Consider the following 15491-nt stretch of genomic DNA (forward strand, 5'->3'; position numbering starts at 1 on the left):
TGAACCCCAGCAGGCATCCATCTCATGGATGCCAACCAAAGGAATCCGTCAAAAATGACGGGGTTGTGCATCATGCACTGGCTTTTAACACACTGTTGAGTTCTCAAGAAACGGACGCGAACACCATCACCCGAACCCAAACGGTTCCGAGATTCCGGGGCTGTGACTTCCGCTGTGTCCCACTTTCGGTGGCACCCGGTTCGCCGACCGCCCAGAGGCGGTTCGCGGATCGGCGCCCTCCCGAAGAGGACTGCCCCGCTTCCGGGGCAACCACTCCAAGTTACTATGCCGTTCGCTTCGTGTCAACCCCGGAGTTCCGGGCACGTCACGATCGACCCGGACCCGGCGCGGACGCCGCATCAGGTTGGTTGTCGAAGTGGCTTACCCCTCGGGCCCGGCCGCCTCTCAGCGTCCCGCTCATCCCTGGGGCGAAGGAAAGACTAGGCAACCTCCGCGCCCCCGTCAAATCGCGGCGATCCGGATGTATACCCAGGTCAGAGGCATGATTCGGGCCGAATACAGCCACCTCGCTACAAGACTGTTACCCCAGTCACAGTAACTTTTGACCATGAAAAAGCCGCCCCTGGGTGTTATCTCCCCAGGGGCGGCTGCCGTACTGGACCGTCAGACGACCTCGACGCCGCCGATGGTCTTCTTGCCGCGCCGCAGCACGAGGAAGCGGCCAAACAGCAGGTCATCGGCCGACGGCACGTAGTCCTCGTCGGTGATCTTCACGTTGTTGAGGTACGCCCCGCCCTCCTTGACCGCCCGGCGGGCCGCCGACTTCGACTCCACCAGGCCGCTCTCGGCCAGCAGGTCGATGTACGGCGCGCCGAGCGACGGGACGGTCGCCGTGGGCACCTCGGCCAGCGCCGACTCCAACGTCCTGGCGTCGAGCTCGTCCAGCGAGCCCTGCCCGAACAGGGCCCGCGAAGCGGCGATCACCCGGGCCAGCTCGTCGGCTCCGTGGACGAGCGTGGTGAGGTCCCCGGCCAGCGCCCGCTGCGCCTCCCGGGCCGCGGGGCGGTCCGCCACGGCCTTCTCCAGTTCCTCGATCTCCTCACGTTCCCGGAAGGTGAAGACCTTCAGGAACCGCACGACGTCACGGTCGTCGGCGTTCAGCCAGTACTGGTAGAACGCGTACGGAGAGGTGAGCGCCGGATCCAGCCAGACCGCCCCGCCGGCCGTCTTGCCGAACTTGGTGCCGTCGGCCTTGGTGATCAGCTTCCCGGTGAGCGCGTGGACGTGGGCGCCCTCGACCCGGCGGATCAGGTCGACGCCCGCCGTGATGTTGCCCCACTGGTCGCTGCCGCCCAACTGCAGCGTGCAGCCGTGCCGCCGGTACAGCTCCAGGTAGTCGTTGGCCTGCAGGATCTGGTAGCTGAACTCGGTGTAGCTGAGGCCCTCCCCGGCCAGCCGGGCGGAGACGGACTCCCTGGCCAGCATGCGGTTGACGGGGAAGTGCTTGCCCACGTCGCGCAGGAAGTCGATCGCCGAGAGCTCGGCCGTCCAGTCGAGGTTGCTGACCAGCGTCGCCGCCGTCGGCCCCTCGTCGAAGGACAGGAACTTCTCCACCTGCACCCGGATCCGGGAGACCCATTCCTCGACGATCTCAGACGAGTTCAGCGAGCGCTCGGTGCTGCGGCCGCTGGGGTCGCCGATCAGGCCGGTGGCCCCGCCGACCAGGCCGATCGGGCGGTGGCCCGCTCTCTGGAACCGGGTGAGGATCAGCAGGGTGGCGAGGTTCCCGGCGTGGAGTGACGGCGCGGTCGGGTCGAAGCCCGCATAGACGGTGATCGGGCCCTCGGCCAGTGCCTTGCGCAGCGCGTCGGCGTCGGTGGTCTGCGCGGTGACGTCGCGCCATTCCAGCTCGTCGAGGATGTCGATCCCCGGCGTCGGCACGAGGTTGCCTGAAGAAGCGGTCACGGTCCTGGCTCTCACTGATCGATGGATGTACGGCTCGATGGATGTACGGCTTTCGCCCCCGCGCAAGCCCGCGGTTCGATGGGTTTCGAGGGGCGGCTTTCGCGCCCGTACAGCAAGCCTGCCTGACGCGAAACCCTATCGCCACTCGATGCCGCGCCCGCCACATCGCCGGAGTCGCCGGAGAGCCCGGGTGGCTACCTTCGCGTACGCCGTACGTGCGCGCGGTACGGGGAGACGGTGGGGTCTCCGTCGATCCAGAACCGCCACGGGGTCTCGGCGCCCGCCGACACGCCCGTGCGCGGCCCCGCCCTGATCACCCCCGGGTCGGCCGGCGAGCCCTCGAAGACCCGGATCGGCCCGTCCGAGCAGCAGTCGAAGCCGTTGTGCAGCCGGGCCAGGCCCAAGGTGACCGCCAGCCGGGCCGGCCCCCGGGCGAGGTCCCGATCCGGGACGACGCGCTTGGCGTCCGCGGAGGCGGCCGCACCGGTGCGCCGGGAGCGGGCCACGGCGAAGCCGTCGACGACCTCGCCTGCCCGCATGAGTACGGCGGAGCCGACGCCCTCCGGCATGCAGACGAGGTTGGCGCAGAAGTGCATGCCGTACGTGAAGTAGACGTAGAGGTGCCCCGGCTCGCCGAACATGACCGAGTTGCGCTCAGTGCGCCCTCGGTACGTGTGCGAGGCGGGGTCCTCGCCCGGTTTGCCGTATGCCTCCACCTCGGTCAGCCGTACGGCGACGGGCCCGTGGACGATCACGCGACCGAGAAGGTCGGGCGCGACCTCGTAGGACGGGCGGTCGAAGAACGCCCGTTCCAGGGGCGGTCCGATCAGCTCCCGCTCGCCCATGCCGCCTGGCCGTCGACGATCTCCCCCAGGGTGACGAGCTGGTCCCGCACGCGGTCGGGAGCGGTGCCGCCGAAGGCGCTGCGCGCGGCGAGGGCGCCGTGCACGCTGAGCACGTCGCGAACCCCGGGCGTCCCGTCGGAGGCTCCCGCCGGGCCGGCCGCGAAGTGGGGGGACACCTTGGCCAGCTCCTCGTCGGTGAGCTCGCCGAGGTCCTTGTCGTTGACCTGGCACCACACGACGAGGTGGCCGACGGCCTCGTGGGCGTCGCGGAAGGCGACTCCCCGGCGGACGAGCAGCTCGGCGAGGTCGGTGGCTAGCGCGAAGCCCTCGGGCGCGCTCGACTCGAGCTTCGCCGTGTTCACCCGCATCGTGGACACCATGCCGGACACGGCCGGGAGCACCAGGAGCAGCGTGTCGACCGCGTCGAACACGGGCTCCTTGTCCTCCTGCAGGTCGCGGTTGTAGGTGAGCGGAAGGCCCTTCAGCGTCGTGAGCAGCGACATCAGGGAGCCGATGAGCCGCCCGCTCTTGCCCCTGGCCAGCTCGGCGACGTCAGGGTTCTTCTTCTGCGGCATGATCGACGAGCCGGTGGAGTAGGCGTCGTCCACCTCGATCCAGCGGAACTCCTGCGAGGCCCACAGGACGATCTCCTCGCCCAGCCGCGACAGGTGAACTCCGATCATGGCCGCGCAGAACAGGAACTCGGCGGCGAAGTCGCGGTCGGCGACCGCGTCCATCGAGTTCGGCGCGGCGGCGTCGAACCCCAGCTCCGCGGCGACGGCGGCGGGGTCGAGGGGCAGCGACGACCCCGCGAGGGCCCCCGAGCCGAGCGGGGAGACGGCGGCGCGCCTGTCCCAGTCCCGCAGCCGCTCGACGTCCCTGGTCAGCGGGTGGACGTGGGCGAGGAGCTGGTGGCCGAAGGACACCGGCTGGGCGTGCTGCAGGTGCGTCATGCCGGGAGCGGCGGTCGCGGCGTGCTCCTCTGCCTGACTCATCAGCGCGGTCTCCAGCTCTACGAGCCGGGAGACGATCGTGCGGACGTGGTCACGCAGGTAGAGCCGCAGGTCGGTGGCGACCTGGTCGTTGCGGCTGCGGCCGGCGCGGAGCTTGCCGCCGAGCGTGCCGAGACGCTCCAGCAGGCCGCGTTCCAGGGCGGTGTGCACGTCCTCGTCGGCGACCGTGGGGCGGAACTCCCCCGCCTTGCACGCCAGTTCGAGGTCGTCGAGCGCGCCGAGCATCCGATCGAGCTCCTCCTGCGTCAACAGCCCGGCGCGGTGCAGCACGCGGGCGTGCGCACGCGAGGCCAGCAGGTCGTACGGCGCGAGCCGCCAGTCGAACTGCACGCTCACCGACAGGCGCGTGAGCGCGTCCGCGGGTCCCCCCTCGAACCTGCCGCCCCAGAGCCGCATCGGCTTGTTGTCCGCCACCGCTGTCCTCCTCCGATCCCACTGTCCCAGCATCTGGGACCCGAACTGATCCGCTCGCAATCCGCGACCCTAGCCGACGTGTGCCCCGGTCCCGAACAGGAACCGGGGCATACGGCCGGTTTCAGTCCTGGCGCGCGTCGCGAGCCGCGGCGATCTTGCTGGGCAGCGACCAGAGCTGGACGAACCCCTTGGCGAGCGACTGGTCGAAGGCGTCGCCCGTGTCGTAGGTGGCCAGCGAGAAGTCGTACAGCGACGCGTCGGAGCGCCGCCCGGTCACGACGGCCCGGCCGCCGTGCAGGACCAGCCGGATGTCTCCCGACACGTGCCGCTGCGCGTCGGCGATGAACGCGTCGAGGGCGCCCTTGAGCGGCGAGAACCACAGGCCGTCGTAGACGAGCTCGCCCCACCGCTGGTCGACCGACCGCTTGAACCTGGCCAGGTCGCGCTCGACGGTGACGTTCTCCAGCTCCATGTGGGCGGTGATCAGCGCGATCGCGCCCGGCGCCTCGTAGACCTCGCGTGACTTGATGCCGACGAGCCGGTCCTCGACCATGTCGAGCCGGCCGACGCCGTGCGCTCCGGCGCGCAGGTTCAGCTCCGCGATGATCCCGTACGGCGTGAGCGACCGCCCGTCGAGGGCCACCGGGACGCCCTCGGAGAAGGTGATGACTACCTCGTCCGGCTCGCGCGGCACGGTCGGGTCGGAGGTGTAGTCGTAGACGTCCTCGATGGGGGCGTTCCAGATGTCCTCGAGGAAGCCGGTCTCGACGGCCCGGCCCCACAGGTTCTGGTCGATCGAGTAGGGCGACTTCTTGTTGACGTCGATCGGCAGGCCCTTCTCCTCCGCGAACGCGATGGCCTTGTCACGGGTCCAGGCGAAGTCGCGGGCCGGGGCGATGACCTTCAGGTCCGGGTTGAGCGCGGCCAGGCCGGCCTCGAAGCGGACCTGGTCGTTGCCCTTGCCGGTGCAGCCGTGGGAGACGTGGGTGCCGTTGTACGCCTTGGCGGCGGCGGCCAGGTGCTTGACGATCAGCGGCCGGGACAGGGCGCTGACGAGCGGGTAGCGGTCCATGTAGAGCGCGTTGGCCTGGAGCGCCGGAACGCAGAAGTCGCTGGCGAACTCCTCGCGGGCGTCCACGACGATCGAGTCGATGGCGCCGCAGTCGAGCGCCCGCTGCCGGATCACTTCCATGTTCTCGCCGCCCTGGCCGACGTCGACCGCCACGGCGATGACCTCGGCGCCGGTCTTGTCGGCGAGGAACGGGATGGCCACGGAGGTGTCGAGGCCGCCGGAATATGCCAGTACAACCCTGTCAGTCATGGTCTCTCTTCTCCAGTTGCACGGTCACGAATTGTATCTGCGCTGGTCATCGCTGGTTGCCGGGAACTTGTGCGTGATCACCACGTGCGAAGTGCCAGGCTGGGGCCCCTCTGCGGGAACCTCTGCATGATCACCACCTCATGGGCGGCGAGTGGTGAGGTTGAGCAGGGACGCGGCCAGGGCCTGGCCGCCCGCGGGGTCTCTGCTGATCACCAGGATCGTGTCGTCGCCCGCCACCGTGCCGAGGATCGAGTCCCAGCCGGCGTGGTCGATGGCCGAGGCCATGAACTGGGCCGCCCCCGGTGGCGTACGGAGGATCACCAGGTTTGCCGACGCCTCGGCCGACACCAGGAGCTCCTCGGCGATCCTGCGGAGCCGGGCGTCGGGGTTCTCCGAGGAGCCGTTCCCGTCGCCGGTCCGGTATCGCGGGATCCGGCCGCCTCCCTCGCCCGGCAGCGCGTACACCAGCGTCCCGTCGTCGGCGCGCAGCTTGAGGGCGCCGAGCTCGTCGAGGTCGCGCGACAGCGTCGCCTGGGTCACTTCGACGCCTCCCTCCGCCAGCAGCTTGGCCAGCTCGGGCTGCGAGCGGACCTTGTGCCGGGTGAGCAGCTCGACGATGCGGGCGTGCCGCGCGGCCTTGGTGAGCGGGATCGTCACGCCGTCCCCGCGTTCTGCGTCGCCAGCCACTGCAGGAGCGCCTTCTGGGCGTGCAGCCGGTTCTCGGCCTGGTCCCAGACGACGCTCTGCGGGCCGTCGATCACCTCGGCGGTGATCTCCAGCCCCCGGTAGGCGGGCAGGCAGTGCAGCACGATCGCGTCCGGGGCCGCCAGTGCGAGCAGCTCACCGCTCACCTGGTAGGGGGTGAACGCCGCGACGCGCTCGTCCTTGCCATCCTGCCCCATCGAGACCCACGTGTCCGTGGCGACCACGTGGGCGCCGGCGACGGCCGCCTCCGGGTCGGTCACCACCGACACCGAGCCGCCCGTCGACGCGGCGATCTCGGCCGCGCGGTCGAAGATCAGGGAGTCGGGCAGGTAGCCGGCCGGAGCGGCGATCCGCACGTGCATGCCGGCGGTCGCCCCGCCGAGCAGGTAGGAGTGGGCCATGTTGTTGGCCCCGTCTCCCAGGTAGACCAGGGTCAGCCCCTGCGCCGAGCCCTTGTGCTCCCGGATCGTCTGCAGGTCGGCCAGGATCTGGCACGGGTGGAACTCGTCGGTCAGCGCGTTCACCACCGGAACGGCGGAGACCGAGGCCATCGCCTCGATGCGCGACTGGCCGGAGGTCCGCCACACGATGGCCGCCACCTGGCGGGACAGGACGCGGGCCGTGTCCTCGATCGGCTCGCCCCGGCCCATCTGGGACGATGCGGCGTCGATGACGAGCGGCAGGCCTCCCAGCTCCCCGATGCCGACCGCGAACGAGACCCGGGTCCGCGTCGAGGGCTTGTCGAAGAGCACGGCCACGGTCTTCGGGCCTTCGAAAGGCCGGTATCCGTGCCGGTCCTTCTTCATCGCCTCGGCCAGGTCGAGCACCTGCGCCTGCTCCGCCGGCGACAGGTCGTCGTCCCGCAGGAAATGTCTAGCCATTGACGGCCTCCAGAATGCCGGGGAACGCGTCCAGGAGGGAACGCACCTCCGAAGAGCTGATCACGAGTGGCGGCGCGAGCCGTACGGCGTCGGGCTGCAGGGCGTTCACCAGGAACCCGGCCTCCTGGGCCGCGGCCTGGACCCCGGCCGACCGGTCGGAGGTCAGCACGGCGGCCAGCCAGAGCCCGCGACCTCGGACACCCTTGAGCAGCGGGTGCTCGATGGCCGCGATTCCCTCGCTGAGCTGCCGCCCGACCGTCCTGACGTGCTCCAGCAGGCCGTCACGCTCGATCGTGTCCAGTACGGCGAGCGCCGCCGCGCACGAGACCGGGTTGCCGCCGAACGTCGAGCCGTGGTCGCCCTTCTCGAAGATCGTTCCGGCCTCACCGAACCCGACGCATGCGCCGATCGGCATGCCGCCGCCGAGGCCCTTGGCCAGCGTCAGCACATCGGGGACGACGCCTTCGGCCTGGTGGGCGAACCAGTGGCCGGTCCGCCCGATCGCCGACTGGATCTCGTCGGCCACGAGCAGAGCACCGGTCGCCGAGCAGATCTCCCGCGCGGCCCGGAAATATCCCTCCGGGGGCGGCACGACGCCGGCCTCGCCCTGGGCGGGCTCCAGGAAGACGGCCGCGCAGTCGTCGGTCACCGCGTTCTTCATCGCGTCGGCGTCGCCGTACGGGACGAACCGCACGTCGATTGGGAACGGGCCGAACTGGTCGCGGATCGACGGCTTGCCCGTGAGCGCCAGCGCGCCCATGGTGCGGCCGTGGAAGCCCATCTCGGCGGCGACGAAGTAGCTCCGGCCGCGCGCCTTGCCGTACTTGACGGCGAGCTTCAGGGCGGCCTCGTTGGCCTCGGTGCCCGAGTTGGCGAGGAAGACCTTGGCCGGCTCCCCCAGCAGGCCGAGCAGCCGCTCGGCGAGCAGGACCTCGGGCTCGTGCAGGAACAGGTTCGAGGTGTGGGCCAGCGTCGCCACCTGCCGGGACACGGCCTCGACCAGGGCGGGATGGCCGTGCCCGAGCGAGCTGACCGCGATCCCGCCGATGAAGTCGAGATACCTCTTGCCGTCCACGTCCCAGACGGCGCAGCCCTCCCCCTTGGCCAGCGCCACGGGCGGCACCCCGTAGTTCGGCATGAAGGCCGACTCGAAGCGCGCGCGCAGGGCGTCTCCGTGACCGCTCACCGCGAATCCCCCTTGGGTTCGGTCTTGGTGCCGTTCTTGGTCTGGGTGTCCGCGTCGGGCAGGACCATCGTCCCGATGCCCTGGTCGGTGAAGATCTCCAGAAGCAGGGCGTGCGGCACGCGCCCGTCGAGCACGTGCGCCTGCGGCACCCCGCCCTGGACGGCCGTCAGGCACGCTTCCATCTTGGGCACCATGCCGCTGGAGAGCGCCGGCAGCAGGCCGGCCAGCTCCGACGCGGTGATCCGGCTGATCACCTCCTGCGAGTCCGCGGAATCGGGCTGCCAGTCGGCGTACAGACCCTCGACGTCGGTCAGGACGATCAGCTTGGAGGCGTTGAGCGCCACGGCGAGCGCGGCGGCCGCGGTGTCCGCGTTGACGTTGTAGACACCGCTCAGCCCGTCCGGCCCGTCCGGCTCCTCGTCGCCGCGGGCGATGGACGACACCACCGGGATCCGCCCGTCGTCCAGCAGGGCCTGTACGGCTCCCGCCTCGACCCGGACGATCTCCCCGACCTGGCCGATGTCGACCTTGACGCCGTCTACGACGGCGTGCTTGCGCTCGGCCGTGAAGAGGTGGGCGTCCTCGCCCGACATGCCGACCGCGAACGGGCCGTGCCGGTTGATCAGGCCGACCACGTCGCGGTTGACCTGGCCGACCAGGACCATCCGGACGACCTTCATGGCCTCCGGCGTGGTCACCCGCAGCCCGGAGACGAAGTGGCTGTCGATCCCCAGCAGGTCGAGGTGGGTCTGGATCTGCGGCCCGCCGCCGTGCACGATCACCGGCTTCAGCCCCGCGTAGTGGAGGAACACCACGTCGTCGGCGAACTTCGCCCTCAGGTGCTCTTCGGTCATCGCGTTGCCGCCGTACTTGATGACGACGGTCGCCCCATGGAAGCGAGCCAGCCACGGCAGCGCCTCGATCAGCGTGTACGCCTTGTCCAGCGCGCCGTTCCTCCGGACGCTCATGACGAGTACGCCGAGTTCTCGTGGACGTACGCCTCGGTGAGGTCCGTCGTGTGAACGGTGGCGGAGTGCGGCCCGGCGGACAGGTCGATGGTGATAGTCACGTCGCGGGGCCGCAGGTCGACCTTGGAGCGGTCGTCTCCCGCCGCGCCCCCGCGGCAGATCCAGATGCCGTTGATCGCCACGTTCAGCCGCTCGGGCTCGAAGGCCGCGTCCGTCGTGCCCACGGCGCTGACGACCCGGCCCCAGTTCGGGTCCTCACCGTGGATGGCGCACTTGAGCAGGTTCGACCGGGAGACGGCCCGGCCCACGGTCACCGCGTCGTCCTCCGACGCCGCCCCGACCACCTCGATCGCGATGGCCTTGGTGGCGCCCTCGGCGTCGACCAGCAGTTGCCGGGCCAGGTCGGCGCAGACGGCGGTGACGACCTTCTCGAACTCGGCGAGATCGGGCCGGACGCCGGACGCGCCGCTGGCGAGCAGCAGCACGGTGTCGTTGGTGGACATGCAGCCGTCGGCGTCGAGCCGGTCGAAGGTCACGCGGGTCGCCCTCCGCAGCACCGCGTCCAGGTCCTCCGAGGTCACGTCGGCGTCCGTGGTCAGCACGCACAGCATGGTGGCAAGTGCGGGGGCGAGCATGCCCGCGCCCTTGGCCATGCCGCCGACCATGTAGCCGCCCTCGCCCCGGCGGAAAGCGATCTTGCTCACCGTGTCGGTGGTCCGGATGGCGTCGGCCGCGGCCAGGCCGCCGTCCCGCGAGAGCTGGGCCGCCACCGCGCCGACCCCGGCGAGCAGCGGGTCCATCGGCAGCCGCTCCCCGATCAGGCCGGTGGAGCAGACCGCGACCTCGCCGGCGGAGTCGCCCAGGACCTCGGCCACCTTCTCCGCGGTGGCGTGGGTGTCCTGGAAGCCGAGCGGGCCCGTGCAGGCGTTGGCCCCGCCCGAGTTGAGGATCACGGCCTTGACCCGGCCGCCGCTCAGGACCTGCGCCGACCACAGCACGGGCGCGGCCTTGACGCGGTTGGCGGTGAACACGCCCGCCGCCGCTCGCGACGGACCGTCGTTGACGACGAGGGCGAGGTCGCGGGAGCCGCCGGACTTGATCCCGGCGGCCACCCCCGCCGCCCGGAATCCCAAAGGAGCGGTGACGCTCATACGCCCACCTCGCCTAGCGGCTCGGTGACGCGTTCGCGTGACGCGTGCCTACTGGTTCGTTCGCTGCGCTCTCTCACGCCCGCCACCCCCGTGGGAGGCGTGATTCTGATGTGCTGGCTCACGGGGCGACTCCATTGAGGGGAAGGCCGACTTCTTCGGGGAGGCCGAGGGCGAGGTTGGCGCTCTGGATGGCACCGCCCGCCGTGCCCTTGGTGAGGTTGTCGATGGCGACGACGGCGACGACGCGTCCGGCCCGCTCGTCGAGGGCGACCTGGAGGACCGCCGTGTTGGCGCCGACCGTCATCGCGGTCGCGGGCCAGGCCCCCTCGGGCAGCAGGTGGAGGAACGGCTCGTCCTTCACCGCCGTCTCGTACGCCTCCCGGAGCGTGGCGGCCGTGAGGCCGGGCGTGGCGGGAGCCGTACAGGTCGCGAGGATGCCGCGGCTCATCGGCGCGAGGGTGGGCGTGAAGGAGACCCGGACCTGGCGGCCCGCCACGGCCGTGAGGTTCTGCTCCATCTCCGGGGTGTGCCGGTGGACGCCGCCGACGCCGTAGGCGCTGACGGATCCCATGACCTCGCTGCCCAGGAGGCTCGTCTTCGGCGACCTGCCCGCGCCGGAGGTGCCGCTGGCGGCCACGACGACGACGTCCGGCTCGGCCAGGCCGGCGGCGAAGGCCGGGAAAAGGGCGAGCGTCGCGGCGGTGGGATAGCAGCCGGGCACCGCGATCCGGCGGGCATCCCGCAGTAGTTCCCGCTGGCCGGGCAGCTCCGGCAGGCCGTAGGGCCAGGTGCCCGCGTGCGTGCCGCCGTAGAAGTGCTCCCAGTCGGCCGCGTCCGCGAGCCGGAAGTCGGCCCCGCAGTCGACGACCAGGGTGCCCTCGCCCAGCTCGGCGGCGACCGCGGCCGACTGCCCGTGCGGAAGGGCCAGGAAGACGACGTCGTGGCCGCGCAGGACCTCGGGCGTCGTCTCCTCGATGACGCGGTCCGCCAGCGGCACGAGGTGCGGCTGGTGGTCTCCGAGCCTGCTCCCGGCGCTCGAACCGGCGGTCAGTGCGCCGATCTCCAAGGGGTGGCCGAGCAGCAGCCGGAGGAGCTCGCCCCCCGCGTACCCACTGGCTCCGGCGATCGCCGCCTTCATCCGGCCTCCCGGGCCTCGCGTATCCATACCTGCATGTCCATACGGCCAAGCTCATAATCTTGCTTTAGTAGGAGTATGCATCGTGCGGCATGGTCATGCAAGTGGCGGTCCGACGTGTGGACGTCTGGCACCCGTACCTACCGGTCGGTATTGTTACGCCCGGGTTAACGACGTCTCGGGAGTGTGCGCCAGCATGACGATCACGAACGAACAGGTCCAGGCCAAGCTGACCGCACCCGGCCAGCTCTTCGAAATGGAAGAGGTCGAGGCCGGCGGCAACAAGATCCGCGCGTGGAAGCACGCCCCGGCAAACTTCCGGGTCATCCTGGAAACGAGCCGGTTCCACGGCGACAAGGACTTCATCGTCTACGAGGACGAGCGGATCACCTACGAGGAGCACTTCCGCCTGGCGGCCACGCTGGCCAACCGTCTCGTGACCGACTACGGCGTCCGCAAGGGCGACCGCGTCGCCATCGCCATGCGCAACTACCCCGAGTGGATCGTCTCCTTCTCCGCCGTGCTGGCCGCCGGGGCCGTGGCCGTACCGCTGAACGCCTGGTGGACCGCGCCGGAGCTGGAGTACGGCATGGCCGACTCGGGGGCGACGGTGCTGATCGCCGACGGCGAGCGGGCCGAGCGCCTGTCCGGCAGCGGCGTTCCGACGATCGTCACGCGGGCCGGAGGGGCGAACTGGGCGGAGGTGCTGGGCGAGGTCAGCGCCGACGTGACCCTTCCCGCCGTCGAGATCGGGCCGGACGACCCGGCCACGATCTTCTACACCTCCGGGACCACGGGGCGGTCGAAGGGCGCGCTCGGCAGCCATCGCAACCTCGGCCAGGCGCCGATGACCGTGGCCTACGCGCTCCTGCGCGGCCTCGCCCTCGCCGGGAAGGACCCCGCCGCGGCCGCCGGAGGGCGGCGCGCGACGCTCCTCACCGTCCCCCTCTTCCACGTGACCGGCTGCTTCGCCGTCCTCATGGGCACGATCTTCAGCGGCGGCTGCCTCGTGCTCATGTACAAGTGGGACCCGCTCCGCGCCCTGGAGCTGATCGAGCGCGAGAGGATCACCGGGATGAGCGGCGTGCCGACCAACGCCTGGCAGCTCATCTCCCACCCCTCCTTCCGCGATCATGACATCTCGTCGCTGGAGTCCATCTCCTACGGCGGCGCCCCCGCCCCGCCCAAGCTGCTGGAGCGGATCAGCGAGCTGCTGCCGAACCGGACGCCCGCCAACGGGTACGGCATGACCGAGACCACGGCGCTCGCGATCTGCAACACCGGCCCGGACTACGTCGCCAAGCCCGACAGCATCGGCCTGCCGCTCGCGGTCGTGGACGTGAAGATCTGCGACCCGCTCGGGGCCGAGGTGCCGACCGGCGAGGTCGGGGAGCTCTGCATGCGCGGACCCATCGTGATCATGGGCTACTGGAACCGGCCGGACGCCACCGCCGAGACGTTCGTGAACGGCTGGCTGCACACCGGCGACCTCGCCCGTGTGGACGACGAGGGCTTCGTCTACATCGTCGACCGGGCTAAGGACATGGTCATCCGCGGCGGCGAGAACGTGTACTGCGCCGAGGTCGAGGCCGCCCTGTTCGAGCACCCCGCCGTGGACGACGCCGCCGTGATCGGCATCCCCGACGACGAGCTGGGCGAGCAGGTCGGAGCCGTCGTACGGCTCAAGCCGGAGGCCACGGCCACGGCGGAGGAGCTGCGGGACTTCCTGCGCGGCCGGATCGCGGCGTTCAAGGTGCCGGTCCAGGTGTGGTTCCGCGAGGCCGAGCTGCCGCGCAACCCGGGAGGCAAGATCCTTAAGACCCATCTCCGGAAGGAGATCCTCGGCCTCTGAGCCCCCCTCCCGTACCGGCTCGCGCCCCGGTGGGCCGGGCGCGAGCCGTACGGGATGGTTTCAGCGGGTGTCGTAGCTCAGTGGTTGTCGTGGCTCAGTGGTTGTCGTGGCTCAGTGGTTGTCGTGGCTCAGTGGTTGTCGTGGCTCAGTGGTTGTCGTGGCTCAGTGGTTGTCGTGGCCGACCGGAGTCCGCCAGCCGACGCGCATCTCGTCGATCCTGAGCTTGTGGTAGTACGCCGGCACCGTGGGCGCGGCCCAGGTGCTGTCGACCTCCAGCTTGATGTACCGGGTCTTCACCCCCAGGTCGATGTAGCGTGCCGCCCGCGCGCTCTCCATAACGCCGGCCCTGAGGGGTTCACCCCAGGTCACGCCGTCGTCGCTCACGTAGAGCTTGTAGTCCTTGATCCGGGCGGAGTCCTCCTTGCGGCCGAAGGTCTCCCGGTTGTGGGTGGGCGACCACTCCCGTTGGTTGATCGCCAGATACTCCGCCTTGTTCTTGTCACCGAGGTCCAGGGTGATCGACACGGGGAAGGTGCCGTCGGCGTCCCAGTACGTCGTGTAGTCGCCGTCGGTGAGGTTGCTCGCGGGGAACCCGGCCTTGGCGGCGGTCGCCGTCGCGGTGATCGACTCCGACGGGTAGACGCCCTGCCGGTCGGCCGTCTGAACGCGGAACACCGTGTCGTACTGGTCCCAGTTCGTGATGCCCTTGATCGTGAGATAGCCGCCGGACTGCTCGAAGGGCGTCCGCTCGCCGGTGCGTTCGTCGGTCACCCGGACGATCTTGTACCCGTTGTCCCTGAGCTTCACTTCGGTCGCCGTGGCGGGCTTGGTCACGACGTGGACGTACTCGAGCTGGGGGTCGTCCTTCTTCACGGTGACGTAGCCGAACGCGCCGTCGTTCCACGCGCCCGGCTGAAGGCCGCCGTACATGTAGCCGCCGCCCTCGGTGAGGTGGATCGACTCCCAGATGTCGTCGAGCCAGCCCTCGGCGAAGTTGTTGAACGCCTCCTGGTTGGAGGGGAACCTGCCGTTCACCATCGCGGTCTCGGCCATCAGGTTCTTGATCGAGGAGCCTGCGTTGGCGACGTATCGGCCGAGCGTGAGGCGGTAGTCGACCGGCGGGTTGGAGCCGTCGAACCACCACGCGCCCTTGCTGGGGAGCTTGAAGTCGGCCTCGGTCAGGCGCGGCATCGGCGTCCAGACGGCGGCCGGGTAGTCGTACGCCGGGACCATGCCGGTCTTCTGCTCGTTGCTGACCGTGTCCATGATCGGGGTGTCTTCGTTGTTGTTGCTCAGCAGCATGTCGGGGCGCTCGGCGCGGATCCGCTCGTAGAGCCCGTTCTGCTCCCAGTACTGGTTGTCGTTGTCGATCCAGAAGCCGGCCAGGTCCGGGTAGTTCTTCATGATCTCGACGAAGTTGTCGTAGCTGAACTCGCCGAAGCCGGGCCGGGTGGTCAGATCGACAGTCTTGCCCTTGTAGGCGGAGTACGCCGCCGAGTCGAGCCACTCGTGGCCGCCCTCGGCGTGCCACTGTGGGTCGTCGGTCATGTAGAGGATGACGTGCTCGCCCTTGTCCTTGGCGGCCTTGATCAGCTCGCCGAGGAAGTCGCGCTTGGTGCTGCAGCTTCCCGGGATCGCGGACGGCCACGGCCGGGAGTAGCCCAGCCGGCTGTGGAACGACGCGAGGACGAGGTAGCTCGCGTGCAGCTTGCGGGCCTCGTCGACCCAGTAGGCGGGATCCCAGCCGCCGTCGGTGACGGCCTTCTCCCACGCCTCGCAGGTCGCGTAACCGGGGGACGTGCGCATGCCCCAGTGCAAGAACAGGCCCGCCGCCGAGTTGCGCAGCCAGGTCTGGCGCGGGTGGAACAGGTCGGCACGCGCGGGCGAGGCCACGATCGTGCCGGCGAGCAGGGTGATCACCGCCAGGACGGCGGCGGTCAGAGGACGTCTCAGCTTCATCGCTCGCGCCCCCAGGTCAGCGTCGTGGAGCGTTCGCGTCGGTTCGAGCAAGAACTCCGATCTATCACGACTCACGACCGTAAGAAGTGAGGCTTTTGACTGTCAAGGGCCAGTAAAGCTCCGACCTATCAACGC

12 protein-coding genes are annotated in these 15491 nt (G+C 70.1%); 1 reads left to right on the forward strand and 11 read right to left on the reverse strand.

The features are described 5' to 3' along the window. Positions 1 to 624 precede the first annotated feature (624 nt). The 10 genes from tyrS to argC form a co-directional block, all read right to left on the reverse strand. Positions 625 to 1926 carry a tyrosine--tRNA ligase gene (gene tyrS / locus N5079_RS29145; RefSeq protein ID WP_315967896.1) on the reverse strand — a complete coding sequence of 434 codons (1302 nt, stop codon included), beginning with the start codon at positions 1924 to 1926 and terminating at the stop codon, positions 625 to 627. 194 nt (positions 1927 to 2120) lie between these two features. Continuing rightward, positions 2121 to 2771: a DNA-3-methyladenine glycosylase gene (locus tag N5079_RS29150; protein WP_261587355.1), complete on the reverse strand. Its 651-nt coding sequence runs from the start codon at positions 2769 to 2771 to the stop codon at positions 2121 to 2123. Then, on the reverse strand, positions 2753 to 4198 hold the full coding sequence (gene argH, locus N5079_RS29155) for an argininosuccinate lyase (protein ID WP_261587356.1): 1446 nt from the start codon (positions 4196 to 4198) through the stop codon (positions 2753 to 2755). The genes N5079_RS29150 and argH overlap by 19 nt, the downstream gene beginning before the upstream one ends. 121 nt (positions 4199 to 4319) lie before the next feature. Beyond that, complete coding sequence (locus tag N5079_RS29160; RefSeq protein ID WP_261587357.1) at positions 4320 to 5519, reverse strand: argininosuccinate synthase; 1200 nt, start codon at positions 5517 to 5519, stop codon at positions 4320 to 4322. A 138-nt stretch (positions 5520 to 5657) separates the two neighbouring features. Next, positions 5658 to 6176, reverse strand: a complete 519-nt coding sequence (locus N5079_RS29165; RefSeq protein WP_261587429.1) for an arginine repressor — start codon at positions 6174 to 6176, stop codon at positions 5658 to 5660. Beyond that, positions 6173 to 7105 (reverse strand): ornithine carbamoyltransferase, encoded by a 933-nt coding sequence (gene argF, locus N5079_RS29170; protein WP_261587358.1) that lies wholly within the window; start codon positions 7103 to 7105, stop codon positions 6173 to 6175. The genes N5079_RS29165 and argF overlap by 4 nt, the downstream gene beginning before the upstream one ends. Beyond that, the gene (locus tag N5079_RS29175; RefSeq protein WP_410007842.1) at positions 7098 to 8243 is read right to left on the reverse strand and encodes an acetylornithine transaminase; all 1146 of its coding nucleotides are present in this window, start codon (positions 8241 to 8243) and stop codon (positions 7098 to 7100) included. The genes argF and N5079_RS29175 overlap by 8 nt, the downstream gene beginning before the upstream one ends. Positions 8244 to 8287: 44 nt before the next feature. Next, complete coding sequence (argB, locus tag N5079_RS29180; protein ID WP_261587360.1) at positions 8288 to 9259, reverse strand: acetylglutamate kinase; 972 nt, start codon at positions 9257 to 9259, stop codon at positions 8288 to 8290. Beyond that, on the reverse strand, positions 9256 to 10410 hold the full coding sequence (gene argJ, locus N5079_RS29185) for a bifunctional glutamate N-acetyltransferase/amino-acid acetyltransferase ArgJ (protein WP_261587361.1): 1155 nt from the start codon (positions 10408 to 10410) through the stop codon (positions 9256 to 9258). The genes argB and argJ overlap by 4 nt, the downstream gene beginning before the upstream one ends. A 118-nt stretch (positions 10411 to 10528) precedes the next feature. Continuing rightward, positions 10529 to 11548, reverse strand: coding sequence for an N-acetyl-gamma-glutamyl-phosphate reductase (gene argC / locus N5079_RS29190; protein WP_261587362.1), 1020 nt, complete (start codon positions 11546 to 11548; stop codon positions 10529 to 10531). A gap of 193 nt (positions 11549 to 11741) precedes the next feature. On the opposite strand from argC, the gene N5079_RS29195 reads away from it, so the two are divergent. Continuing rightward, on the forward strand, positions 11742 to 13397 hold the full coding sequence (locus N5079_RS29195; RefSeq protein ID WP_261587363.1) for a class I adenylate-forming enzyme family protein: 1656 nt from the start codon (positions 11742 to 11744) through the stop codon (positions 13395 to 13397). 162 nt (positions 13398 to 13559) lie between these two features. Here the strand turns inward: N5079_RS29195 and N5079_RS29200 are convergent, their stop codons facing one another. Then, complete coding sequence (locus tag N5079_RS29200; protein WP_261587364.1) at positions 13560 to 15356, reverse strand: discoidin domain-containing protein; 1797 nt, start codon at positions 15354 to 15356, stop codon at positions 13560 to 13562. Positions 15357 to 15491 lie beyond the last annotated feature (135 nt).

Source organism: Planotetraspora sp. A-T 1434 (genome assembly GCF_025420585.1).
Taxonomy (GTDB): Bacteria; Actinomycetota; Actinomycetes; order Streptosporangiales; family Streptosporangiaceae; genus JAOEGB01.

Excerpts from the sequence above, each read along its gene's own strand:
- N5079_RS29160 (WP_261587357.1), bottom strand. The coding sequence starts at position 5,519 with ATGACTGACAGGGTTGTACTGGCATATTCCGGCGGCCTCGACACCTCC.
- argC (WP_261587362.1), bottom strand. The coding sequence starts at position 11,548 with ATGAAGGCGGCGATCGCCGGAGCCAGTGGGTACGCGGGGGGCGAGCTC.
- N5079_RS29200 (WP_261587364.1), bottom strand. The coding sequence starts at position 15,356 with ATGAAGCTGAGACGTCCTCTGACCGCCGCCGTCCTGGCGGTGATCACC.
- argJ (WP_261587361.1), bottom strand. The coding sequence starts at position 10,410 with ATGAGCGTCACCGCTCCTTTGGGATTCCGGGCGGCGGGGGTGGCCGCC.
- N5079_RS29150 (WP_261587355.1), bottom strand. The coding sequence starts at position 2,771 with ATGGGCGAGCGGGAGCTGATCGGACCGCCCCTGGAACGGGCGTTCTTC.
- argB (WP_261587360.1), bottom strand. The coding sequence starts at position 9,259 with ATGAGCGTCCGGAGGAACGGCGCGCTGGACAAGGCGTACACGCTGATC.
- N5079_RS29195 (WP_261587363.1), top strand. The coding sequence starts at position 11,742 with ATGACGATCACGAACGAACAGGTCCAGGCCAAGCTGACCGCACCCGGC.
- argF (WP_261587358.1), bottom strand. The coding sequence starts at position 7,105 with ATGGCTAGACATTTCCTGCGGGACGACGACCTGTCGCCGGCGGAGCAG.
- N5079_RS29175 (WP_410007842.1), bottom strand. The coding sequence starts at position 8,243 with ATGCCGAACTACGGGGTGCCGCCCGTGGCGCTGGCCAAGGGGGAGGGC.